Annotated in this window: 19 protein-coding genes and 1 riboswitch; of the genes, 2 read left to right on the plus strand and 17 right to left on the minus strand. The window is 67.0% G+C overall.

Annotated elements, in window-relative coordinates; all coding sequences use genetic code 11:
* Positions 1–66, minus strand: a riboswitch (guanidine-III (ykkC-III) riboswitch).
* From ACWEOO_RS35515 to ACWEOO_RS35585, 15 genes are all read right to left on the minus strand, one after another.
* Entirely contained in the window at positions 66–884 is an 819-nt protein-coding gene (locus ACWEOO_RS35515; RefSeq protein WP_452146788.1) for an aldo/keto reductase, read from the minus strand. It overlaps the preceding riboswitch by 1 nt.
* A gap of 66 nt (positions 885–950) precedes the next feature.
* Positions 951–3410, minus strand: coding sequence for a LamG-like jellyroll fold domain-containing protein (locus tag ACWEOO_RS35520; protein ID WP_452146789.1), 2460 nt, complete (start codon positions 3408–3410; stop codon positions 951–953).
* An 87-nt stretch (positions 3411–3497) separates the two neighbouring features.
* Complete coding sequence (locus tag ACWEOO_RS35525) at positions 3498–5072, minus strand: CocE/NonD family hydrolase (RefSeq protein WP_452146790.1); 1575 nt, start codon at positions 5070–5072, stop codon at positions 3498–3500.
* A 58-nt stretch (positions 5073–5130) separates the two neighbouring features.
* Entirely contained in the window at positions 5131–6060 is a 930-nt protein-coding gene (locus tag ACWEOO_RS35530) for an oxidoreductase (protein WP_452146791.1), read from the minus strand.
* 38 nt (positions 6061–6098) lie between these two features.
* Complete coding sequence (locus ACWEOO_RS35535) at positions 6099–7559, minus strand: M36 family metallopeptidase (protein ID WP_452146792.1); 1461 nt, start codon at positions 7557–7559, stop codon at positions 6099–6101.
* A gap of 560 nt (positions 7560–8119) precedes the next feature.
* Positions 8120–8350, minus strand: a complete 231-nt coding sequence (locus tag ACWEOO_RS35540) for a hypothetical protein (RefSeq protein WP_452146793.1) — start codon at positions 8348–8350, stop codon at positions 8120–8122.
* A 275-nt stretch (positions 8351–8625) separates the two neighbouring features.
* Positions 8626–10281, minus strand: a complete 1656-nt coding sequence (locus tag ACWEOO_RS35545) for a type IV secretory system conjugative DNA transfer family protein (protein ID WP_452146794.1) — start codon at positions 10279–10281, stop codon at positions 8626–8628.
* On the minus strand, positions 10278–11330 hold the full coding sequence (locus ACWEOO_RS35550; protein ID WP_452146795.1) for a M48 family metalloprotease: 1053 nt from the start codon (positions 11328–11330) through the stop codon (positions 10278–10280). The genes ACWEOO_RS35545 and ACWEOO_RS35550 overlap by 4 nt, the downstream gene beginning before the upstream one ends.
* Positions 11331–11422: 92 nt before the next feature.
* Positions 11423–12277 (minus strand): hypothetical protein, encoded by an 855-nt coding sequence (locus ACWEOO_RS35555; protein WP_452146796.1) that lies wholly within the window; start codon positions 12275–12277, stop codon positions 11423–11425.
* 315 nt (positions 12278–12592) lie between these two features.
* Positions 12593–13213 carry a hypothetical protein gene (locus ACWEOO_RS35560; RefSeq protein WP_452146797.1) on the minus strand — a complete coding sequence of 207 codons (621 nt, stop codon included), beginning with the start codon at positions 13211–13213 and terminating at the stop codon, positions 12593–12595.
* A gap of 189 nt (positions 13214–13402) precedes the next feature.
* Positions 13403–15415: a hypothetical protein gene (locus ACWEOO_RS35565; protein WP_452146798.1), complete on the minus strand. Its 2013-nt coding sequence runs from the start codon at positions 15413–15415 to the stop codon at positions 13403–13405.
* Complete coding sequence (locus ACWEOO_RS35570; RefSeq protein WP_452146799.1) at positions 15412–18402, minus strand: ATP-binding protein; 2991 nt, start codon at positions 18400–18402, stop codon at positions 15412–15414. The genes ACWEOO_RS35565 and ACWEOO_RS35570 overlap by 4 nt, the downstream gene beginning before the upstream one ends.
* Positions 18399–18962, minus strand: coding sequence for a hypothetical protein (locus tag ACWEOO_RS35575; protein WP_452146800.1), 564 nt, complete (start codon positions 18960–18962; stop codon positions 18399–18401). The genes ACWEOO_RS35570 and ACWEOO_RS35575 overlap by 4 nt, the downstream gene beginning before the upstream one ends.
* Positions 18962–19249, minus strand: coding sequence for a hypothetical protein (locus tag ACWEOO_RS35580; RefSeq protein WP_359932543.1), 288 nt, complete (start codon positions 19247–19249; stop codon positions 18962–18964). Before ACWEOO_RS35580 ends, ACWEOO_RS35575 begins: the two co-directional genes overlap by 1 nt.
* 49 nt (positions 19250–19298) lie before the next feature.
* A complete protein-coding gene (locus tag ACWEOO_RS35585; protein ID WP_452146801.1) occupies positions 19299–20252 on the minus strand; it encodes a conjugal transfer protein in 954 nt (317 codons plus the stop codon).
* Between the two features lie 769 nt (positions 20253–21021).
* Between ACWEOO_RS35585 and ACWEOO_RS35590 the strand changes: the two genes are divergently transcribed.
* Entirely contained in the window at positions 21022–21897 is an 876-nt protein-coding gene (locus tag ACWEOO_RS35590) for an aldo/keto reductase (RefSeq protein WP_452146802.1), read from the plus strand.
* Between the two features lie 150 nt (positions 21898–22047).
* Positions 22048–22437 (plus strand): thioredoxin, encoded by a 390-nt coding sequence (gene trxA / locus ACWEOO_RS35595; RefSeq protein WP_359932534.1) that lies wholly within the window; start codon positions 22048–22050, stop codon positions 22435–22437.
* Positions 22438–22461: 24 nt separating this feature from the next.
* Here the strand turns inward: trxA and ACWEOO_RS35600 are convergent, their stop codons facing one another.
* Together ACWEOO_RS35600 and ACWEOO_RS35605 are read right to left on the minus strand one after the other, a co-directional pair.
* Positions 22462–22911: a GNAT family N-acetyltransferase gene (locus tag ACWEOO_RS35600; protein WP_452146803.1), complete on the minus strand. Its 450-nt coding sequence runs from the start codon at positions 22909–22911 to the stop codon at positions 22462–22464.
* Positions 22912–22916: 5 nt separating this feature from the next.
* Positions 22917–23312: a VOC family protein gene (locus tag ACWEOO_RS35605; RefSeq protein WP_363714023.1), complete on the minus strand. Its 396-nt coding sequence runs from the start codon at positions 23310–23312 to the stop codon at positions 22917–22919.
* Positions 23313–23496 lie beyond the last annotated feature (184 nt).

The raw sequence follows: 23496 nt of genomic DNA on the forward strand, positions 1-23496 counted from the left end.
GAGGCGCCGTCTTGGCAGACCGGGTACGACGCCGCTCGTCCGGGGAGCCGCCGGAACGCGAACTCCTACTTCGACGATAGCAAGCGCAGCAAGTCCGGGTCCTTCCAGAGCCGCTGCGGCACGGGCTGCCGGACGAGTGCGGCGTCGGCCCGGATCTCCGCCGGTGTCGACGCCGTGATCAGCACCGAGGTGACCGCGGAATGCCTGGTGGGGAACGCGAGCGCGGCCTGCGGCAGGGACACGCCGTACCGCTCGCAGACTGCCGAGATCCGCCGGGCCTCGACGGTCTGCACCTGGAGGATCTGCGGCGTCAGGACACCGGACACGATCACGGACACCGCACGCGCCGCACACCGGTCGAGCAGCGGCTCGGCCGACTGGTCGAGCAGGCCGTACCGATCGGTGAGCAACACGCAGTCCAGCTCGACGTCCCGCACCAGCCCGTCGAGTTCGTGCCAGTCGTCCGAGGCCGCGCCGACCGCCTTGATCACGCCGTCGCGCCGCAACCGGTCGAGCACCGGGTACGCCGCCTCGTCCTGCGCGAACACCAGGTCGACCGCGAGACCGAGCCGTTCGCTGCTCGCCCGGACCGATTCCTCCGGGTCGGCGCCGGTCACCGTCGTCGACACCAGGAACTCACCCCGCGGCCGGCGCCGCAACGCCGTACCGAGGCGCCGCTCCGAGGCGCCGTACGCCGGGGAGGTGTCGAAGAACCTGATCCCGGCCTGGTACGCCGCGTCGACGGTCGCGATCGCTCGCTCGTCCGCCTCGCCGGCAGCGGTGCCAGGCAGGTCGTCGCCGAGATGGGCGCCGCCGAGCCCGAACCGCGGCGGCCGAAACCGGGCCGTGGAGCGGGGCGCGAGCACTTGGCTGGGTGCGGCCATCGCACTCACCTCCGCTGGTCGGTTACCTACCAGGATCGGGGCTCGGCGGCTTCTCCGCATCTCGAACTAACGCCCGGATTCGTACAGCGTCCGCACCTCCGTGTCGGTCAGGGCGCGGTCGTACAGGTGTACCTGGTCGACCGTCCCGTCGAGGAAGTCGACCGGGTTGCCGCCGAACTTCGCGCGTCCGATCACCGTGTTGCCGGTCGAGCCGGCGTCCAGGGTGCAGGCGCTCTTGGCGGCGACGAGCTGCCCGTCGACGTACAGCCTCAGCTCGCCCTGCACGACGTCCCGGACGCCGGTGACGTGGTACCACTGCCCCGGGTTCGGCTTGGTCGGCGACAGCGCCCGGATCCCGGGGAAGCTCATCGCGAACCGCTGGTCCTGCCCGGAGTACTGGAGGAAGAACGCGCTGTCACGATCGCCGTCCTGGCTGACGAACGTCTGGAACGCTCCGTCGGCCTTGTTGAGCTTCACCCAGGCGCTCGCCGTGTAATTCTTGCTCGTGTCGAGCAGCGCCGCGCCGGTGTCGGCGTACTGGCCGGATCCGTTCAGCGAGAGTCCCTGGCCGTTCTTTCCAGGTCCGTAGACCGCGCCGCCCTGGAGCGTCGCGTCATTGTTGCCGACAGCATCTTCACCGGATCCGTCCAGCGGGTAGAAGTGGATGCCGTCGGCCCCTGGTGTGCCCGGGCCGGGATCAGGGACCCCGCTAGCACTGCCGTCAGCATTGTCGACAATCTGCTCGTTGACTTTCCGCACCTGGGCGAAGTCCATTTTCGGCACCCGCCGGTCGTAGGTGAAGAAGCCGTTCAGCTCGCCCTCGACATCGGTGATCTGGGTGTAGACCGAGCCGCTGATACCGCACTGCTGGGCCGACTTCAGCACGTCGGTCTGGTTCTCGACGTACCTGCGGGTGAGGGTCGCCGAGTCGGGCTCCATCTCGTACGCCGACCCGTCGCCGAACCACATGTGATCCGGCACCTTCAGGCCGAACCCGCCGTGCTCGCCGTCGACCGCGGCACGGTCAGCGGTCGGCGAGGTGGTGGCCGGGCCGAGGTACGCGTGATGGTCGAGGAGGTCGCCGCGGCCGGAGTCGCCGTGCGAGTTGCAGCAGTTCACACCGCTGTGCGCGTTCACCAGCCGGGACGGGTCCTGTGCCTTCACGGAGTCTGCGATCTGGCCCGTCTCGGTCCGGTCCCACTCGCCCCAGCCTTCGTTGAACGGCACCCAGACCGTGATCGACGTGAAGCTCTTGTGTTCCTCGACCATCTCGTGCAGCTCGGATTTCCATTGGGTCCGCCACGGCTCGGGCATCGCGTCGGTCTTCGACGCCGGCATGTCCTGCCAGACCATCAGTCCGAGCTTGTCGGCCCAGTAGTACCAGCGGTCCGGCTCGACCTTGATGTGCTTGCGGACGGTGTTGAAGCCGAGCCGCTTGTGCTGCTCGAGGTCGAAGCGGAGCGCGGCGTCGGTCGGCGCGGTGTTCAGTCCGTCCGGCCAGAAGCCCTGGTCGAGGGTGGACAGGTTGAACAGGATCTTCCCGTTCAGCGCCATCCGAAGCTTGCCGTCGGCCCCCTTCTTCAGGCCGACCGCGCGCATCCCGGCGTACGATCCGACCTGGTCCACCAGTCTGCCGCGGTCGAACAGCTTCACCTTGAGGTCGTACAGGAACGGGTTGCCGGGCGACCAGGTCTTCGGGTGCGGAATCGGCACGCTCAGCTCGGTGTCCGCCATGCCGGTCGCCTTCCCGACCTGCCGGCGCCCGTCGTACGCCGTGACCTCGACGTCGAGGTTCGCGGGACCGCTGGCGGTGTCCGCGGTCACCTTCAGCGTCTGGTTCGGCAGGTCCGGCGTGATCTGCAGGCGGCTGATCGAGGCGGCGTTCACCGGCTCCATCCAGACGGTCCGCCAGATTCCGGAGCTGCCTTGGTAGAAGATCCCGTGGTCGCCGACCTCGCGCTGCTTGCCGATCGGCTGGTACGTCTCGTCGGTCAGGTCCTCGGCCCAGACGATGAGCTCCTGCGGGCCGGTGGCATGCAGCGCGCCGGTGACGTCGACGTCGAAGCCGTCGTACCCGCCGCGGTGGGTGGCGACCTGACGGCCGTTGACCCACACCTTCGCGTCGTAGTCGACCGCTCCGAAGTGCAGCAGCAGCCGCTTGCCCTTCCAGCTGCCGGGGACCTCGAAGGTACGGCGGTACCACATCCGGTCCTCATGCTTCTGCAGACCGGAGAGCGCGGACTCGATCGGGTACGGGACGAGGACCTTCTCGCCGAGCGTGCGGCCGACCGGCGGCTGCTCGCCCGGCGCGGCGGCGGACCACTCCCAGAGGCCGTTCAGATTGCGCCACTCGGGGCGGGTCAGTTGTGGTCTCGGGTACTCAGGGAGCGCGTTCGTGGGCGAGACGTCATCGGTCCACGGGGTCGTGAGCGGCGGTACACCGACCTGCCACTCAGGCGCGGCCTGGGCGGTGGGGACCAGGACGGCTGCCGCCACGAGGGCTGCTGCGGCCAGGATCTTGAGCATGGGCGGGTCCTTTCAGGGGCGGAGAAAGGCCATCCCATGGAAACGTTCTCACGACAAAAGCGCAAGAGCTCGCGCACGATCAAACATTTACCCTGCCACTGGAATGCTGATCCACGACGGATCCCCAGCCGGTGAACTGAACGTCACCGTGGAGCCCAGCACACTGCGGCCGAGATACCGCGGGTCGACCGTGTCCACCACCAGGACGAGGTGATGTCCGGCCGGCACCTCCCAGCTGGTCGCCTCGAGCCTGACGTCGAGCGGGACCGCCTTCCCCGGCGTCGCGCCGCGCAGTGCGTACGGCTTGTGCGAGATCAGCGAGCCCACGCCGAGCGCGTCGACGTCGTACAGATAGGCGAACAGCGACGTACTCCCGGCCGACGGCTTCACGGTGAGATGCGCCTTCGGCGACCCGTTCACGACAGTCGGTCGATCAAACGCCGGCCCGGACCACACCCCGGCGAACGTCCTGTCCACCAAGGGCGTCACGACCCCGGTCGGGATCGACAGCAGGCCCTGCAACGCGCCGGACAGGAGAGCAACCCCGCTGTCGGCAACGGTCGGTACACCGGCACCGATGGTGCGGCTCCAGCCGGTCGACTCCTTCGTCTGCAGCACACCCGCCTTGGTCAGGTACGACGTACGCTCCTGCCCGACCGCCGACCAGCCCGGATACCCCCGCCACACGCCGCGCTGCGACTTCAACTGTACCGGCGCCTCGGTGTCGGCCCCGTTGTCCGCGCCAGTGAGGTAATGCCGCAGCCAGCCGGCCAGCTCGCTCCACGCCTCATTGGGCAGGCCAACGGCACCGCTCGCCTCCGGTGTCGCGTGATCGCCGTGCGCCAGCAGCAACCGTTTCGGGCCGGTGAGGGCGGTGAAGAAGTCCGTGTACTGCGTGGGCGGGAAGATCGAGTCCTCGAACGCGTTCGCGAGGAACACGGCCGGCCGGCGGGCGTTGATCTGGTCCACCACGGTCGCCGCCGACCGCACCGGCGCCAGTTGCTTCGCCTCCCCGATCGCGCCGTCGAAGTCGCCGGTGACGAACTTCGTCTGCAGCGACGCCATCTCCGGCCCCGGCCAGCCAGTCACGTTGCCCAGGGCAAGCAGACCCGCGACCGCCTGGAGCGAGACCGTCTCGTTCGGATTCAGCGACCGGATCAGATCCGCCCACCCGCTCAGCGCGCCGACCGCCGTGATCCGCGGGTCCTGCGCGGCGGCGAGCAGCGAGGTACCGGCGCCGTACGAGATCCCCACAGCGGCGACCCGCTCGGTGTCGGCGGGCGTGTGCTGGTCGGCCCAGTCGATCACCTTGCTCACGTCGGCCACGGTCGGCGGGCCGGCGATGTCGATCCCGCCGCCGGTGTCCCAGAAGCCGCGGCTCGAGTACGAGATCACCTGGAATCCGGCGGTCGCCAGCTTCGCACCCTGACCGACGTACTCGACGTTCGGCACACCCCAGCTCGACGGCATCACCACGAGCGGGAACGGTCCGTCGCCCTGCCCGGTCGGCGTGAGCACGACGGCGCCGATCTCGATCCCGCCGGCGCCGGGAATGCGCTCGTACGACGTACTGAAACCGGCGGCGGTCTGACTCGCGTCCGCGCGTGGACCGATCGTGATCAGGGTCAGAGCGACAGCAAGGGCGGCGGCAAGTCTGCGCACTGGGGGCCTCCGGCAGTTGGAATTACCGGAGGGTAACCAGAACGATGCCGCTGTGTCACTAGCTCGGTACGGTGAGTTTCGGATCGACCCCGGTCGCCTCCACCGACCAGGTCCAGAGCCGCGCGGCCAGCTCGGGGTCCTGTGCGAGGCGGGTCGGCAGCACGACCTTCGGCGTACCGCGGTACTCGAAGAAGCTCGGCCCGACGAACGATCCGGGACGCAGGTCCGGGTACGTCGCGGCGTACAGACTCGGCCAGGCGCCGGCCGCCGCGGACTGTGCGACCAGGCGCGTCGCGGCAGCCCACAGCTGCGCCTGCCGGGCACGGCCGGCGAGCTCGGGACCGGCGGCCTGCAGATGTGTCGATGCGTACCCGGGATGCGCGCCGACGCTCAACAGGTCAACACCCGCCGCGCGAGCGCGTCGATCGAGCTCGAGCATGAAGAGCAGGTTGGCGAGCTTCGACTTCCCGTACGACTCCCACTTGCGGTAGTTGCCCGACGGGCGGCGCAGGTCGCTCTCGCTGATGCCGCGCACGGTCTTGTGCATGAACGAGCTGACCGTGACGACGCGGCTGCCTTTGACCAGCAACGGGAGCAGTCTCCCGGTCAGCGCGAAATGCCCGAGATGGTTCGTGCCGAGCTGCAGCTCGAATCCGTCGACGGTCTCCCGGTGCGGCGGCGCCATCACGCCGGCGTTGTTGACCAGCAGATCGAGCCTGTCGTACGACTTCACGACCTCGGCGGCGGCCTGCTCGACGCTCGCGAGATCGGCGAGGTCGAGCTCCAGAACCGTCGGCGCCCGCCCGGCCTGCTGCGTCAGCGTTTCCGCCGCCCGCGCGGCCTTCTCCGGGTTGCGCGCCGCGACCAGCACGTCCGCGCCGTGCCGGAGCAGTTCGCACGCGGTCTCGTACCCGATCCCGCTGGTGGCGCCCGTCACGAGCGCCAGCCGTCCGGTCAGGTCAGGAATGTCCGCCGTGGTCCAGGTCATGCGCCCACAGTAGTCGTGGGCGCATGACCGGGTGATTCCTAGAGGATCTTGCGGGCCTTGAAGGCGTCGGTCACCGTTTGCGCGGCGGCCTTGCCGTAGAGCAGCCGGGCCGCCTGGACGGTGTCCTGGGCCGCGGCGGCGAACGAGGTGTCAGGGTCGTAGAAGAACGTCGCCTCGAGGATCAGCTTGTTCGCCTTCGTCCGGCCGAGGGCCTTGTGGATGTCCCACAGCGCGTTCGACCAGATCTCACCGTCGTCGTGCACCTCGCCGGTCTTGTCGTCGATCGTCTTGCCGGTGTCCGTACGGCGCAGGCAGTGCGGCTCGGTCGAGGTGTACGAGGTGGCGTCCCAGTCCATCACGCACGGCAGCTCGAAGCCCTTGCTGACCGGGACCGACATCGTCACCGCCCAGTAGTCGCCGAAGCCCTCGCCAATCGCGCCGGCCTCCTCCGACTCACCGAAGCCCGGCACCACGTCGTCCTGGATCGCGTGACCGTACTCGTGCCAGATCACCTCGGCGTCCTCGGCGTCGTCGACCCCGCCCTCGCCCATCGTGATCATGTCCGTGGACGGGTCGTAGAACGAGTTGTCACCGGAGAACGTGTCGATCGAGAAGTCCTGCGACTCGTTGTTCACCTCGGTGAAGCCGAGCTGGTGGATGTACTCCTGCGTCTGGTTGACGTGGTAGTACGCCATCACCTGCTCGAACTTGTCGTTCTGCCGCTGGTACACGAACGTGTTGGTCTTGCTCTGCGCCAGCCCGCCCTTGGCTTCCTTGATGTTCACGTAGGTGCCGTTGAGCTTGCCGGAACCGTCCAGGTTGCGCAGGATCACGTTCTTCTGCGCGAGGAACAGCTCGTCGGTGTTCTTGTCGTTCTGGTCGGTCAGCTTCTCGTTCTGCTCACTGACCACCGGGTTCGGGTCGAACACCGAGCCCCGGCCGTCGACGTTGTCACTGATCACCTTCGACTCGACGACGCTGCCGGTCTTCGCGTCGACCAGCGACCGGCTGACCCCCTCGGTCGAACGGCTCGTGACATTCCAGACCAGGCGAGCATCCGGACCACCGATCACCGCCAACTGCGCAGCGCCACTGGTAGCGGCCGGCTGCAGCACCTCACTCTTGTTCGGCCCCGCGACCCGTCGCGCCCTCGCGGTCACCGCAGCATTGGCAGACTGCGTCGCCGACGCCGACGCCACCTTCGCGCTCACATCCAGCGTCGCCGGTACGGCGTCGCGCCCGTCCGCGATCTGCACCGCCCCGTCCTTGGCGACGTGCTTCGCGTAGTACCCGTTGATCACCGGCAGGCCCTTGAACGTCTGCTGGTACCAGTAGTGCTTGCCGAGCAGCGACGTCTTCGTCTTGATCAGCTTCAACCCGTTCGGATCAGCCGCCCCGGCCTGCGGCACAGCCCCCGCAGCACTGGTGAACGACAACCCAAGCGACACACTAACCACCCCAGCAGCAACAGCCACCAGCGCCTTACGGCGTCTCCTCATCCGTTTCCCTCCCACGCTCCTGTTGCGTAACGCAACCACTACGATCCGTAGAACCCTAGATCGGTGGACCGCACGCTGGGAAGGGAAACGGCGCGCCGCCGGATGCCCGCAAGGGAAACCCCTCTTACCGCGGCCCTCCCGGAAGTACTGCCACACAATCCGAATCGATGGCCTGCTGCGCACCAAGCCCAACCCCGAGACTCAGCAACGCCACAGCACATTCCCCAGCCGGGATCAGCAACTCGACATCGAATACGTCCGTCAAGCGGTTGGCGGGCGACGACCGCGGGCCCACGACCGACTCGGTCGCTCGCGCCGACAACACGGAGCACATGGCGGCCTTCACGCGATCCCGCTCGTCGGAGTAGCGGACCGACACTGAATGCTCCTCCACATGCGGTGGCGCGACTGCGCTACCTGCGGGCCCTGAACCTCGTCTCCTTCACCCCTGACCCCGAAGCCTGAACCTCTCGAGAAACGGAAGCCAACTGAACGCGCACGAGCCACCCACCAACGCATAACAGCCCGACCCCGAAGGGTCGAGCTGTTATGCCTCGCGCTTACGAACGCCGAACCTGCAGCAGCAGGGCCGACATCGCAGCCACGAGCGGCAAAAGCCCCGGGCAGAACACCCCGACCACGGCAACAACGATGAGGACCACCTGAACGGCCTGCCGAAGCATGCCGATCAAATTCGCCAGCAACGCTGTCAACGCAACCAGATTGGCATTCCAACGCTCAACTCTCTTCTCGAAAGAAGTGCGCTTACGGCGGGTGATGGCAACAGTCATGTGGATCGAGCTCCTGCGGACAGGTGAGCGATCGCCAATGGCTGCGCCAACAACCACACGGCGAATCGATCACAAGTGAACGAAAGCACCGTGTGGTACTTCTGTCTTTCCGCAATAGCGTAGCAACACGCGGTCACTCAGCGCGACGCCTCGATACGCCCGTCGATCCTCGTCAAGGTAGGATCGTCAGAGTCGACGGAGGTGCGCCAACACCGATGAAGTCGATGAGGCCGCGGCGCATTCAACGGATCGAGCTCCGTGCGCCGCGGCCTGCTTTACCCTCGCAGGTTGACCAGCACAGGACCGACGCGAACACCGTTCGAGCGGGCGAGCGAGATCAGAGCGTGGCCAGGCGGAACACCGGTGATGATGTCCGACACCGTCCACCGAGCGCGCTCGATACGGCGTGCGCTGTATCCGGACGTCCGGCTCTCGGACCGGCCGCCCATAGACCCGAACTGGTTGTACTGCACTCCGGACGTGGCACTCCGGTTGATCGTCGTCTCGGTGATGTATCGCTCGCCGAACCAACGGGAGAACACATCCGCATCCTCCGGATCGATTCCACCGAAGACCGCTTTGCATCCGGTCGACCCGAACACCGTCGCGCGAATCTCCGGCGGGAAGTCCGACATCGTCTGCGACAGCAGCACCAAGCCGGCGTTGTTCGAGCGCAACTTCTGCACGCCTCTGGCAACGTAGTCGTCGACGAATCGGCCTGCCTCGTCGATCACCAGACCCTTGAAGATCGACCTGTCGGTCTCAGTGGACGACGTTATCTGGACGAACTGCGAGACCACCAGACGAGCAAGGATTCGCGACGCGTCCGGGTACTCCGCCTCCGGCAACGCCACCCGCACCCGCACTGGGCGATTGAGGTCGCGCATCTGGAATGTCGGGCCGGGATGATCGAAAAGATTCCGAAGCGACGGCCGGTCCAGGAGAGCGAACCGTTCGACCAAGCTCGCCGCCGGGTCAGCGGTTCGCTGAGTCTGAGCCTTGCGGCTGTCGAGGAGGGCCTTCATCTCCTTCGCCCCCGGGCCTTTGAGTCGCTCCTTCACCCGGTCTGTCGCCGCCTGATCGGCTCTGAGAAGCCCCAGCAACTCTGGCACAGTCGGCCACCGCTGATACGCAGCTTCGAACGGAGCCAAACAGGCGTACAGAGCATTCTTCGACGCGTCGATGAAGTATGCCTTGTCGTCGCTCACTCGAGGCGGCAAGAGCGCGGATGCCAACCGATCGGCCGCGACATCAGCTGTCCGCGATCCTCCGAAGAGGCTGAATCCGCAGGTGGGATTCAACGGATCGATCGTGACATCGAACCACCCGTCGTACGCGAAGTCTGTTGACTTCGGATCGACAACGACCATGCTCGCCTTGCCGGTCAGCGCCGCGAGGGACAGGTGCTCGACGATCGGCGTAGCAACCCCACGCGTCTTCCCGGACCCGGGCGGACCGATCACGAGGAGGGACGTCCGCAAGACATCCAAGTCGATGCCGAAGTCTCCGGTGACGTCGAAGTCGCTTCGATGGTCGGCAACGACCTCTCCAAGCCGGACTTGACCAGCCAGGAGGTTGTGACGAGCGAACCTTTGGCCCGGCAGGTTCCGCTGTCTTGACGGATGCACGAGTGCAGCGCCATTGTCGCGCTCGATCGCGCGAGTGAGCATCTCGAGCTCGGCAGGGTTCGCCGCGGAACGTTCGATGATGTGTCCGATGCGAGCGCGGTCCACGTCGCCGAGGTCCGCCGATCGTGCAAGCTCATCCAGCTGTCTGGCGAGATCCGCGTGCGACTCACGGATCGACTCCCATGGCTGCACGCTACGACGTGGCTCGGGTGCCGGCGGCGGAGGCGTCTGTCCACTGACAGCGGCGGCGATCGCTGCCAGCCTGTCTTTGAGCGACTTGAATTGGTCCCGGTTCTTGTTCATGACCCGGTGGCCTGCACGTAGCGCTCGAGCGTTCGGATGCGGTCGGCGATCGGCGGATGTGTTGCATAGAGAGCGCCACGCCATCCAGCCGCGCGCCTGGCGACATCCTCGCCTTGTGACTGCAGGTCGTAGAAGAACGCAATGGTGTCGCGGGCATAGCCAAGATCAGCCGCAACGCGATCCGCGACCAGTTCGGACCGCCGACTCATCCAGGCGAGCGGCACAGGCACAACGAACGGCAAGAGCGCGTAGAGGGTCCATCCCCAGCCGCCGAGCACCAGGGACTGAAGGAGCAGGCCGCCGATCATGAGTCCGATGAACGCCGCGACCAAACAACCAAGCACGGTGATCTGCGAACCGAGTCTCAGGAGAGCCTGGATCACTGCAAGCATCAGCCGCGCAGGCTGCGCGTACCAGAACACCAGCAGAGTTGCCCACGGATGGCCGCCGCTGTGATGTCCCAGCTCGTGGGCGAGCACGGCCTGCAGTTGGCGCGGCGGCAGATTGTTGAGTGCCCACCGCGTCACCGCGACTGAGCGGCCGGCCACGGAGACGCCATTGACGCTGTCCGACTCCTCTACCCACAGCTTGTGATACCCGGGGTCAACACCGGCCCGGGCGCAGACAGCCCGCCATGCGACATCGAGCTTCTGTTGTTCCAGCAATGTCGGCTTTCGCAGTCGACACAGATACTTGGCGACGTAGTCCTCGGTCACGGGTAGCACGATGAGCAGTCCCGAGAGTACCCATAACGTGATCACGAGCAGCTCGATGAAGCCGTCGAAGATCCATGCCGACAGGGTTGACACGACGCTGAAACTCCAGAGCGCCCACGGGACGCCGAAGAGCAACTCGGCAGCGGAATGCCTGGAGAACGCCACCGCAGCCGGCGCCTGACGCCCTGCGGGACCTTGGTTCCCGGCTCCGAATGAGCCAGGAGGACTGTCGGGCGCGTTGGGCGCCGAGCCACCCGGCCTGCGCTGTTCTGCGGGCTCCCAGTCGTCAGGCGAGAACGATCCCGGTCGGTCGCGGTCGTCAGGGCCGTTCATGCGTCACCTCCGACCTGTCGGTCGATTCCACAGTTCAGCATCCCTTCGCCGCATCTCCCCACCCTCGACACCTACCACGTCGGCCCGCCGACTCAGTACATCGATACGTGGACGTGGTCATAATGCCCACCGGTTGCGTCCGTCGGATTGTAGACACCACCTCCGTTGTACTCCCGCCACTGGCCGGTTCGCGCACTCCAAATCTTCCCGTACCAGATGACGTACCGCACTCCGGTCTTTCCAGCGGTGCTGATGGTCCAGTTCGCATATCCGTCGCCCTTGGCTCGCTCGGCCGGCGACTTCCGGGCATCTCCGCCGACGAAGACGTCACACGCCTTGCCTTTCGGGTGGTCGCTCGTCGGGTTCCAGGCGTGGGCGTCCCAGCAGGACATCCCCGGATTCTGAAGTGCGAGTCGCGCAGCCTTCACCCATGCAGCAGTCCGCGGAGTCAGGAGGCCACCGGTACCAGTGGGATCCGGCACACTCTGGACCTCGGCGGGCCACTGCCCCGCAATAGGTCGACCGTCGATCAGCCCTCCCCCGCACTGGTCGCTGGATTGCCCCCCGGGTAACGCGGTGCCTGCTCCGGACGGCCGAGAACCGGATCGGCCGGCGTACGGATCGCCGGCTCGGTTGAGGTCGATGCCGGCCTCCTCGGCGATCTCTCGAGCGGTGTTCTCCTGCCGCGCATAAGCGTCAGGGAATGCCGAAACCTGAACGGCCTGAGCTGCGACCGTGTACGGCATGGACTCCCAGCCCTTGATGTCGACCAACCCTGGAGGGCTTGGTGGATTCGGACCGCCGAAGAACGCGTTTGCCGAGTACACGGGATCGAGGATCTGTTCCACCGTCCCCCAGCCGGATGAGGGTCGCTGCTGAAACAGACCGACCGAGTCCCGGTCGCCGTACGTCAGGTTCTGCAACTGTGATTCTTGCAGCGCCGTCATCAGTGCGACCAAGGTGGCTTGGCCTGGCAATCCACGGCTCGCAGCGACGCCGTCAATGATCCTCGCGTAGGAGATCTGAACCGCTCGCAAGCTGCCACGCGCCGGCGGATCGTCCGCGCCGCCGGGTCCACCGGGCGGACACGCAGCGCTGACCTCACTGCCCCCAGCGCCGAACGGAGCCAGGATCACGACAACCGTCAGAGACAGTACTGCTGCCACAGCCGCGATCTTCGGCCCAAGACTCTTGGCCCCGGCAAGCCCTGCAGCCTCCGCGAGGTCTCTGCCGCTAAACATCGTGGTCAATCCGACAACTACTCACGGCCCGGTCCCCCCGTCGACAGCGCTGACGAGCCACCGCGCGCCTTCCGGAACCACAGTCACGAGCAACGGCACGGCAAATTGCCCTGCGTCTTTCCCGGTGGTCTCGACGTTGACGTTCACGAGACGAGTGATCCTGGTCGGCGTATCGACGGGGGCCGTATCCGGCCTTGGCTTCGTGACTGCCACGGACAACACCTTTGACGTCCCACCGCTGGCGCGCAGCGCATCGTAAGTGGCGTCGCCTGACGCGGTGAAACTGTCGGCAAGCTCGCGTGTCGTGAACTGAGCCGCGCGCTCGACAAGCTGAGCGTAAGTCTCTGTTGCCGGCGTCCGCTTGTAGAACAGATTTGCCCAATTTCTCGTCGCTTGATCTGCCGCTGCCGTCGCTTGAGCCGCGGGACGCTGTGTTTGCGGCGGCGGAGTGGACAGGGGCACGGGGTTGCTCGGCGTTGTCTCCGGAGCAGTCGTCGCGGGCGCTTCAGGCGCGTTGGTAGCCGCCTCGCCGGGAGTCAGAATGCCTGATGGCCCTTGCTCGCCCTTGCTGCCGAACAGGCGTGGTAAGCCGCCTCCGACTCCGAGAACCACAACCGCCAGAATGATGATGACCGCGATCACACCGACCGGGCTTGCCGGCTCACTGCGCCGCCGATCGCGAAGGAGGGCGCGTTGCTGGGCAATGTCATCTCGACGGCGCTCGCGCCGGCTCCTGGACTGCTGAGAGCCGGTAGTGGGGTCTGACGAGTCCGATGAGTCGTCCGAAGAGGAACCATGCTCCCGCCGGTCGCCATGCAACGCCACGATCGGTCACCGCCCACCCACACGTCGGCTCGTCGGGCCGCTACCGCGGGCCGCCGAATACTCCCGAAAATGCCGAGCGGAGGAAGCCGGCACCTTGCGAACCGCCCGGCCCACCTTTGGCGGACCTTCGCGCAGGCTGGCCGAATGCACCAGAACACGCCTCGGCTCATACCCGCCCTGCCTGAGTTGCGCCGCAGCCGGAGAAGGCTTCATGTGACGCCCGGTGCTGAGATCGCTCGACTTACGGGCCGAAGCGCCCACTGTCCTGCTGGAATCGCCCGAGCCACCTTGGTAGATCGTCTCGTTGCCACGTCGTCGGGACCCTGCGTCTTCCCGCTTACCCGGCTTCGCGTTGCCTGCCGAGGCGGATCCCGCACCGGCCGGTGCGGCGACGACGCCACCCAGCCGGTTCCTGGCGGGCCGAAGCGCATCCGAACGTCGACGGGAACCACCCACTCTCGTGCGGCCGATATCAGATTGCCGCTCACCACCTAGTGATGCGCGCTCCTCCCCATCCACAGGTGGCCGACCACTCCCGATCGGCGGCATGGTCCGGTAGGTGCGGTTGGTCTCTGCACGTTCGTCCGCCGGCGTGCTGCCCGCCGTGCGGCCGCTCGTTTTCGGGCGATCAGGAGTCGGTGCTGTGCCTCGGCTACGCATCGCCGTCACCACGCGCCTCACTGCCTGAACGGCGCCTCGCCGCGCGTACGAGCCCATCATCATGCTCCCGATTCCGGGCCTCATCATCGTAGTCAGATTTTCAAGCAGCTTCCGTAGCCGGAAGGCTGCGACCAGAACGACCAGCGCGAGACAAGTGACCGGCAGCCATCCCAGGCTCTCGCTCAACGTGAACACGGCAGTCAACATCGACAACGCAATACCGAAGACAAGCATCGCGGCAACGGACTGCAGCACGAGGCCGAGCAAGGATTCGAGCCAGTTCATGCCCCACTGGCGCGATCGGCCTGGAACGATGAACAAACAGGCGAAGATCACCCCGACGACCAGCAGGAGAAGGCATCCAACGAAGGCCATCAAGGCGGTCGTGGCCAAACCGATCGTCAGGAAGGCGAACATCGCGGCCGCGACAGCTGCGACGACCAGTACACCGACCCGGCCGAAGGGATTCTCGCCCTTCGCCCACTTCACCGTCGGAGCGTCGCCGCTCCCTTCGCCCTTCGTGACCTGCTCGTTGATGTAGTCAAGTCGCTTGTCGGAGTCTACGCCGATATCAAGCATTCCCTTCCCGTAGCGCTTACAGGCTTCGATCGATCCGAATTCTGCGATACACCACGGCGTTGCCGCGAATCCTCGCCACGCGGCATCACCAGACTTGCGCAACATCGTGTCCCTGCTAGATCCAGGAAACGCCGGCTCATCCATTTCGATGGGCGATTTCATCGGCTTGCCCAGAATTTGATCCGATGCACCCATGACCGTCTGTGCTCCAACCTGGCGTGCACCGTCGACACCCTTGAGCCAGGTGGTGGCTCCGAACGCCAAACTGACGGCGAGCAGGCCAGCAGCAAATACCCAGACCAACTGGCCGAACGCGGTGCCACTGGACTTGCGGTGGACATATGCCGCAATTGCACCGAACGCGAGGGCTGATGGCAGCAGCCATCCGGTCAGTTGGCCACTGATTCCGCCGATCGCGCCCGATGTTGCATTCATCAGCGGCTTGATGTCCGTGAACGAGAACAGCCACCACCCGATCGATATCGCAGCCCTGGTAGCGGCAACAACGAACAGCATCAGCAACTGCGCGAACGAGTTGAAGATCGGCCTGAGCGGATCCCGGAGGCTACCTTCGTAATCGAGGGTGTAGGCCATCGGATTGTATTGCTCGAAGAGTGTTCTCGTATCGCCGTGCGTCAGGTCGGGCGTGGGCAGCAGGTCGGCAAAGCCTGCCGGAGTTGTCTGCTGATTGGGATCGGCGGCGAGGGCGACCTGCGTACTGACAATCACCGAAATCGCGAGGACGGTTAGCGCCGTGCGGGTGCGGCGCTGCCATCTCATGCGACGTGCTCCTTGCCGCTGGGGGTTTCTTGGTCGGAGCCGTTGGGGGGTGGCTCTTTGGTGTCGTAGGCGGGGTACATGGCTTCGTTGTAGGCGGCCTCGTCGGCCTCCTGGTCGTAGACCTCGTCGGGGCCGATCGGGGACTCGTAGCGGAGGGGGTAGCTGTGGTCCTCGTTGTGGTCTTGGCCGTTGGGGATGGGGGGATGGCCGTTCTGCTGGGCTACGGCGGCAGGGGGTGGTGTCTGCTGGGGAGCAGGCGCGTTGGCGGCTGCGGGCTTTGCGGTGGGCGCGGGCTCGGGTGTGGGCGTCTCAGCGGGTGCCAGTTGGATCGACATCGGCGTGGAAGGCGTGGAAGGCGTGGGAGCCGTGGACGGCGGCGTCGGTTGGGTGGGGGTGTCTTGCGGTGAGGGCTGCAGGTGTGCGGCCTCGGCTTGGGCGTGGGCGGAGGAGGCCGGCTCGTAGAGCTCCTCGTCGTCGGCGAACGGGTCTTCGGGCTCGTAGTCGGGGAGGACCGGGGCCGGTTGGGCCTTGTGTTCGGATTCCGGGGTGGTGCGGAGGAGGGCTGCTACTTGTTGGCTGGGGATGTCGATCTGGACTGTGGCTACCTCGTCCCAGCGGTCTCGCATGATGCAGTGGCCGTGGCGGATGGATTTGCCGTTGGCGGCGGTGTTGATGCCTCGGACCAGGGTTTGGTACGGCGGGGTCTGCGGGCGGCCGAGTAGTTCCAGGAGGGAGTCGACCTGTTCGCGGGAGCGGAGGCTGAAGGCGAACAGGGTGGTGATCTGCTCGACGAGGCCGGGGAGTTTGAGGATCGACGCGGGGTCCTGGGTGTCGAGGACCAGGGAGGCGCCGAGGGCGCGGCCGACGCGGGCGATGTAGTCGAGGAAGGACGCGCCGTCGGGGGTCTTCGTCAGGAGGTGGACCTCGGGGACGATGACGACCTTGGAGCGGCCGCGGAACTCGCGGCGGCCCGTCGTACGGATCATCCAGGCCAGGCAGCCGCGGAGGCAGGCCATGCCGACGCGTTCGATCGGGGACCAGGACTCGGGCGCCGACTCGGGTGACGGCAGGGTCAGGCCGGGCATCTGGACGACCCAGAGGCCGGGGTTGGTGGTCAGGGAGGACAGGCCGGACGGCGGGCCGGCAACGACGGAGCCGAGGCCTGTCTCGACCAGGTCGCGCAGTGCGAAGCCGACCGTGCGTACGGTTTCCTCTTCGGCGTTGCACAGCCGCTGGATGACGCCCCACGAGGAGGGGTCGGGCGACTGGATCTCCGCACGTGTCGCCGCGACGACCGGGGCCTCAGCGGCACCACGCAGATGCGGCGGCAGCAGGAGCATCAGCTGGGAAGGTGCCTGCAGCAACGCGTCGTCGACGGGCAGCACCCGCAGCAGGTCGGCAGCACCGGAGAACTGCGCGGTGATCTCGATGACAGCAGTCGGTACGCCGTACTCGGCGGCGACTGCTGACACACCAGCGGCGTCGCCCTTCAGGTCCAGCAGCGGCACCCACGCACCGGCGAACGCCGAGTCCAGACCGCCCATCATCGCGGCAGTCGTCTTCCCTCGACCGGACCGGCCTAGGAACAGCGTTGTGGTCGCGTCACCGAGCGCAGAACCGGCCGCGGCGTCAAAACGCACCAGACCGGGAGTGGAGCCGGTCAGATAGCCGATGGCCGGTCCAGTGGCGTCACCGATCGACGCACCGCCCCAGAACCAGGACCCGAAGAACGCGGTCGACTCCCGCACGTGCCCGAGGTCGGGAACGCGCAACTGGTCGCCCGGCAAGGACTCCAGCCACAGGTCGCGCTGCTCGTCGGCGCCGGTGGCGACAGTGATGCCGCGGTCCGCATAGTGCGCGATGACCGCGTCGACATACGCCTCGAGGTCTTCGCGGGTGTCCGCGCTGACCAGCAGACGTGGGTGATCCTCGACCAGGGTCAGACCGCTCCGGTTGATGTCGCGCTTGACCTCGCGCATCACGCGCTCGGTCTCCACGATCTCGTCGGCGGTCTCCTCCGCGGTGCCCTTGGCGGCCGAGCGTCGCTGTTCCTTCGCGCTCTTCCGGGTCTCGTCGACCAGGTGGCGCGCGGTTTTCTTCGTCAGTACGCGGAACCGGACCGAGGCCTCGACGGTGACGTCGATCTCCTCGCCGTCGTCGTCGATCGCCTTGATCTCGGACAGGGTCCGCAGCCACTCCCCCGCGCCCGGTGTCTCGAGTTCCTCGGGGAAGTCGGTCATCGCCAGGACCGACGTGTACGCCGCGACCTGGCCGCGCGTGTCGTAGATCCGCAGGTGGTCGGTGTACGGCACGACGCGCCCGGACGTCAGCCGGGCGAGTGAGGCGCCGGTGATCAGACCACGGCGCGGAGCCGCGACCGCGCCGCGGTGCATCTCGCGGCTGATCAGCCAGGAGATCACCTCCGCCGGCGCGGTGTGCGCCCGCCAGACGGTCGAGCCGAGCTGACGAGCGAGCTTGCGCACCCGCTCGTCGAGGTGCGCGAGCTCGCGCGCACTGACCCGCCACGAAGTCGTACCGAGCGCGTCGCTGATCGAGCCGCGGACCTGGGCCGTCGCCCTTGGGTCGCGGTCGGACAGATGGACGCCGAGCGCGACGTACCGCTCGGGCATCCGCATCTCGTCGATCCGGTCGGCCCGGGTCTGCGCCCACGCCTCGTGGTCGCCGAGCCGGTAGTGGCCGCCGACCGAGTCGATGTAGTCCTGACCGGTCGATCGGCCCCAGACCACCTTCAGGTGGCTGAGCCGGTCGCCGAGGATCGTCGCCGCGGCGCTGACCGCGGCGTCCAGGGCGGCGTCCTGCTCGGCCTCGGTGGCCAGGTCGGTGTTCGCCACCGAGATCAGGAACCATGCCTCGGCGCTGCGCTCGGTCACCAGCAGACCGTCGGCGATAGCAACAAGACGAGGTGGCGGTAAGCCGCGCTCGCGGCCGACCCCCACCAGGTTCAAGAGCTTGTCAGCGATCTTCATTCGCGGCCCTTCCCTGACGACGTCCTGCGACTCACCCGTTGTACGTAATCAGATCCCAGCAGGCGGGCCCGCTGGTTGACGGTGATGTCCGCACCCGCGCGGACCCTCGGGTCGACCTCCACGACGACCTCGCGCTCCCACTCCGGCGTGACCCGGGCCTTGGCCAGGTCGGCCACCTTCCGGGTCGAGATGCGTTCCCGCCAGGGCAGGTACTCCGACTTGTCGGCGGCCCGGGCGCCCAGGCCGATGATCGGGCGGTGCGCCCGCAACGCGTACCGCACCGACAACGCCCACTCGGTCACCCGCCGGCGCCGTTCGTGGAACTTGCCGGACCGCCAGCCGAACGCGGTGATGACGAACGGCGGCACGATGTACAGACTGACGGTGGGCTTCTGCGGTACGCCGACGAACGGGAACAGCAACGCGACCCAGAGCAGGATGACCACCGCACCGAAGATGATCATCCGGCGCCGGGCGCCTTCTCCGAGGTCGATCCCGAGCAGGTCGTACTGCCGGGTCTCGATCTCGAAGTGGTGGGTAAGGGTACGGCCGACGCGCATCAATTACCCCCGGAGAGCAATCCCCAAAAGCCCTTGAGCACGTTGATCGTCTGGTTGTTGGCGTAGATCAGCCCACCGACCAGCACCCCGGCCGCGATATGGCCGAACAGTTCGCCCCACTCGCGCTTGAAGTAGTGACCGATGGCGCGCAGCACGAGGATGGCGATGAAGATGTTCCCCGCGATGACCAGGACCCAGTCCTTGAAGTCCGCGCCGGTGGGAACATTCGGATCAGCCATGGGCAGAGCAAGCTGAACCACGCTCGCGGCCAGTTCGTGCGTCATCATTGCGGTGTCTCCCTTGTTGCTTCGGTCATCCGATGGCCAGTCGCTGGATTCATCCGACGGCAGCCACTTGCCATCGCTGTGCTCCGTCCGTGGCGACAGTACGCCTCAGCGTGAGCGTGTAGGTCTGGTCCAGCGTGGTATCACCCACGCCGTTCCAGGTGACGGCGGCGGTCGCCCGCCGCTCGTCGTCGTTGCCGGCGTACACCTGCCAGTCCTTCAGTTCACCGAACTTCACCGCACCGTTGAGGCTGCGGATCGTGGAGCCCGGCGCGGTCACCGCGGACACCTTGTTGTCGGACTCCGCATACGCCGAGAAGAAGGCTTCCGCGTCCTTCTCGGTCGCCGTGGTGAGGTCCTCGTCGGGCTTGCCGGCGTCCGGCATGTTGCTGGGCAGCGGCGCCCGCTCGTCCGGGACGAACGTCGGCGGCCCGCTGACCACCACCCGGGACGTGGTCCGTGCGACCGGCACCGAGATGCGCTCCCAGGTGATCGGCCCGGCGGCCCAGTTCTTGCCCTGCCGGGTGAACGTGTACACCCGGACACGGACGTCGACCACGGCCGTGACGCCGTTGGCGTCGGCCTTGACCTCCCCCGGATACGCCACGTCGGCGGTCTGCTTGCCGCGACCGTTCCAGCCCGCGCGGCTGTCCAGACCGGAGGCCAGGTCGAGACCTATCTGCGCCGGACGGGCGTCCGGGTTGTTCTCGTCCCAGGTCAGGTACGAGATCGCGTACCGCGTCGCGACCGCGCTCGCGTCGGCGGCCGGGAAGTTGCTCTGTCCGCTGACGACCGTCTCAGGCTTCTTGTTCGGGGCGATCCAGGAGCGGATACCGCTGATCGCGGCCAGCAGCAGCACGACGACCACGAGGCCGCGGAAGAACCGCCGGGCCCAGGTGGAGAACGAGGACTCCGGCTCGGTCGACCAAGGTGTCTGCCCGGGCTCCAGCACCTCGCGGGCCGGTCCGGCCGCCGGGTGCGAACCATGCGGCGAACGCTGTTTCAAACGTTCGGGTGTGCGGCGGCCCGGCTCCTGCTGCGGGGTCTCGGACGGGCGCTGGGGACCTGGACGACGAGGAGGAGCCATCACGCCGCCGGGCGGCGGGCCCTGGGTCGGCGGGGTCTGGCTCTGTGGAGCGGAGTACTGCGCCGCGACCCCCTGCGCCTGGCGAGGGGTAGGTGACACCGGACCGCCGGGGTGGGCCCACCACTCCGGCGCGGTGCTCTGCGGGCGTCCTTTGCCCGGCTTCCTGGTCCGGCGCTGGTCCGACCAATGCTCACCTTTTGGCGGCAGATTCAGTACCGTTCGCCACCAACTCATCCCTACCCGCCCCTCAGACAGCAGTTACGCGGACAGTAGCCGGGAGGATACGGCAAGCAACCGCCCTCCGGGAGACCTGAAGCCAGGATCCCGATGGTCCATCGCTCCCCGCAGCCATACTGTTACCCCGCTCGCGGGCAGTGCCATCCTCGCCGTCACAGTTCCCGGCCAAGAGTGACACCTTCGGTACCGTCGTCATAGCTCCTCTCCCATGCCCGCTCGGGTCGGCCGGGCAGCGCACACCATGCCACACGCCGCGGACAGGTTCGAAAATCCGTGCGAAGAGCATGATAAAAGAACGCACTCCTGATCACGCATAGTAACCGATCCGATGGTCACCCTGTGGAAAACTCTCCCGCGCCGACGGGGTCAAATTCGGCTGTGGACAACCGCTTGCCGACGGCGGTCGCGGGCATAAGGTCGGAGTGACCCCTGCTACCCCTGGAGGACCAGGATGGAAACTCGCCGACTGGGCAGGCTCGGCCACCAGAGCTCGGTACTGATCTACGGCGCCGCGTCGCTCGGCGGCGTCGACCAGGATCGCGCCGACGCGTCGATCCAGGAAGCCCTCGACGCCGGCCTCAACCACTTCGACGTGGCCGCCGACTACGGCGACGCCGAGCTGCGCCTCGGCCCCCGGATGCCGGAGATCCGGGACCGCATCTTCCTCGCCACCAAGACCGGCCGCCGGACGTTCGAGGAGGCCTGGAGCGAGATCAACCGGTCGCTCGAGCGGCTGCAGACCGATCATGTCGACCTGATCCAGATGCACGCCGTCTGCGACCTGGAGAACCTCGATCTCGTGACCGGCAACGGCGGATCGCTCGAAGCCGCGATCCGGGCCAAGGACGAAGGCATGGTCCGGGCGATCGGGATCACCGGCCACACCGCGCAGGCGCCGTCGGTGCACACCGAGGGACTGCGCCGGTTCGACTTCGACAGCGTGCTCACGCCGCTCAACTACAAGCTGTCGACGGATCCGCAGTACGCCGCCGACTACGCCGCCCTCGTGGACGCGGTCAAGGCGTCGGACGCCGCGCTGATGACGATCAAGATGATCGCCCGGCGGAACTGGGCCGAAGGCGAGCAGAAGTCGTACGACACGTGGTACCGGCCGTTCGACGAGCAGCGCTACATCACCGCCGCGACCGCCTGGCTGCTGAACGGTCATCCGGAGATCACCGGCCTGGCTACGGCGGGTGAGACCCGGCTGCTGCAGCAGATGATCGTCGCAGAGCGCGAGCGGGCCGACCTGACCCCCGAGGCCGCCGCGTCGATCCTCGACGAGGTCAAGGACTACGCGTCACCCTTCGTCGACATGCCCATCTGACAACGTGGCCCAGGTCACATACGAGACTCCGCATTCCGGGCACGCCGTACGCCGTACGGGATCTCCGTACGGCGGCCGCCGCGGCGCGGGAACAAGTCCGGGGGCGGTCGGTGTTGACTACGTCGTACTCATCTACTTTCGGAGGTCGTAGTGGCAACGGTCGAGCTGACCCAGGAGAACTTCAACGAGGTGGTCGGTAGCGACGGCCTGGTGCTGGTGGATTTCTGGGCAGAGTGGTGTGGCCCGTGCAAGATGTTCGGGCCGGTGTTCGAGAAGTCGTCCGAGACGCACGGTGACATCACCTTCGGCAAGGTCGACACCGAGGCTCAGGTCGAGCTGGCGCAGGCCTTCCAGATCCGGTCCATCCCGACCCTGATGGCGGTCCGCGACGGCGTCGTCCTGTACTCGCAGGCCGGTGCGCTGCCGGCGGCGAGCCTGGAGGACCTGATCGGCCAGCTGCGCGCGGTCGACATGGAAGAGGTCAAGTCCCAGATCGCCGCCCACGAGGCAGAGCACGGGTCCGAGCCGCACACTCACTGACACAACCCCCACAGATCCGGGAGCTCAGCTCGAGCTCCCGGATCTGTTGTGTCCGAGGCGGGGGTCGGTCGTACGGCGCATCAGGTGGGACGTGCCGACCTCGGTGGTGAAGCCCCAGCGGGCGTAGAACGGGAACAGCTCGGGCTGGCAGACCAACTCGAGGCTGCGGACGTCGGCGAGCGCCGGGTGGGTGACCACGGCGTCGAGCAGCGCGGCGCCGACGCCGGAGCCGCGATGAGGCTCGGCGACGATGACGTCGAGGAGTAGGGCGATGTGCGCGTAGTCGGTGAGGACTCGCGCGAAGCCGGCCAACTGGTCCGTCGACTCATGGGTGATGGCGAAGAGCAGATCCGAGTGGTCCAGCAGGTGAGTGACATCGGCGGCAGTGCGGTCCGTCATCCACCAGGCCGTCCGCATCAACGCGGTCAGCTCGGGGATGCGGTCCGGGGCTACCGTGAATTCGGTCCTGAGCACGTGGCTCAGTAGTCGCGAGAGCTGAGGACACAGAACTCGTTGCCCTCAGGATCGGCGAGGACGGTCCAGGTGGACTCCTCCGACTGGCCGACGTCCACGCGTCGGGCGCCCAGAGCTTCGAGGCGGGCGATCTCGGCGTCGCGGTCCTGGCTGGTGTGCGGGGCGAAATCGAGGTGCAGACGGTTCTTGACCGTTTTGCCCTCAGGCACCGGGACGAACACCATGCCGGGGCCGATCCGCTCCCACGCGATGACGGTGTCCAGCTCGAGCCAGCCCGGCACGTTCACACATTCGTCGTCGGTCTCGATGATCGTTTTCCAGCCGAACGCCTCGGCCCACCAGGCCGCCTGCTTGCGGACGTCGTGGCAATCGATCACGACCGTGTACCACCTGAGCACCATGGCAGCACCGTCCCACAGCCCACCGACAGAAAAGAGCGGGCCCTGGGCAGGAGAAAGGTCGCCAGGGCCCGCTCTCGGGGCTGACCGGAGCGGCGTCGTGGTGGCCGGGTGGTGGCGGGCAGGTGAGGTGGCTGCCCGAGGAGGGTCACCGAAAGCGCTACACGATCAGCGGGACGGAGGGGCC

The organism is Kribbella sp. NPDC004138 (assembly GCF_053603655.1).

Coding starts and splice junctions, on each gene's coding strand:
- ACWEOO_RS35535 (WP_452146792.1), bottom strand. CDS start 7,559: ATGAGGAGACGCCGTAAGGCGCTGGTGGCTGTTGCTGCTGGGGTGGTT.
- ACWEOO_RS35550 (WP_452146795.1), bottom strand. CDS start 11,330: ATGAACGGCCCTGACGACCGCGACCGACCGGGATCGTTCTCGCCTGAC.
- ACWEOO_RS35575 (WP_452146800.1), bottom strand. CDS start 18,962: ATGCGCGTCGGCCGTACCCTTACCCACCACTTCGAGATCGAGACCCGG.
- ACWEOO_RS35570 (WP_452146799.1), bottom strand. CDS start 18,402: ATGAAGATCGCTGACAAGCTCTTGAACCTGGTGGGGGTCGGCCGCGAG.
- ACWEOO_RS35590 (WP_452146802.1), top strand. CDS start 21,022: ATGGAAACTCGCCGACTGGGCAGGCTCGGCCACCAGAGCTCGGTACTG.
- ACWEOO_RS35555 (WP_452146796.1), bottom strand. CDS start 12,277: ATGACGGCGCTGCAAGAATCACAGTTGCAGAACCTGACGTACGGCGAC.
- ACWEOO_RS35605 (WP_363714023.1), bottom strand. CDS start 23,312: ATGGTGCTCAGGTGGTACACGGTCGTGATCGATTGCCACGACGTCCGC.
- ACWEOO_RS35515 (WP_452146788.1), bottom strand. CDS start 884: ATGGCCGCACCCAGCCAAGTGCTCGCGCCCCGCTCCACGGCCCGGTTT.
- ACWEOO_RS35530 (WP_452146791.1), bottom strand. CDS start 6,060: ATGACCTGGACCACGGCGGACATTCCTGACCTGACCGGACGGCTGGCG.
- ACWEOO_RS35540 (WP_452146793.1), bottom strand. CDS start 8,350: ATGACTGTTGCCATCACCCGCCGTAAGCGCACTTCTTTCGAGAAGAGA.
- ACWEOO_RS35545 (WP_452146794.1), bottom strand. CDS start 10,281: ATGAACAAGAACCGGGACCAATTCAAGTCGCTCAAAGACAGGCTGGCA.
- ACWEOO_RS35580 (WP_359932543.1), bottom strand. CDS start 19,249: ATGATGACGCACGAACTGGCCGCGAGCGTGGTTCAGCTTGCTCTGCCC.
- ACWEOO_RS35520 (WP_452146789.1), bottom strand. CDS start 3,410: ATGCTCAAGATCCTGGCCGCAGCAGCCCTCGTGGCGGCAGCCGTCCTG.
- ACWEOO_RS35565 (WP_452146798.1), bottom strand. CDS start 15,415: ATGAGATGGCAGCGCCGCACCCGCACGGCGCTAACCGTCCTCGCGATT.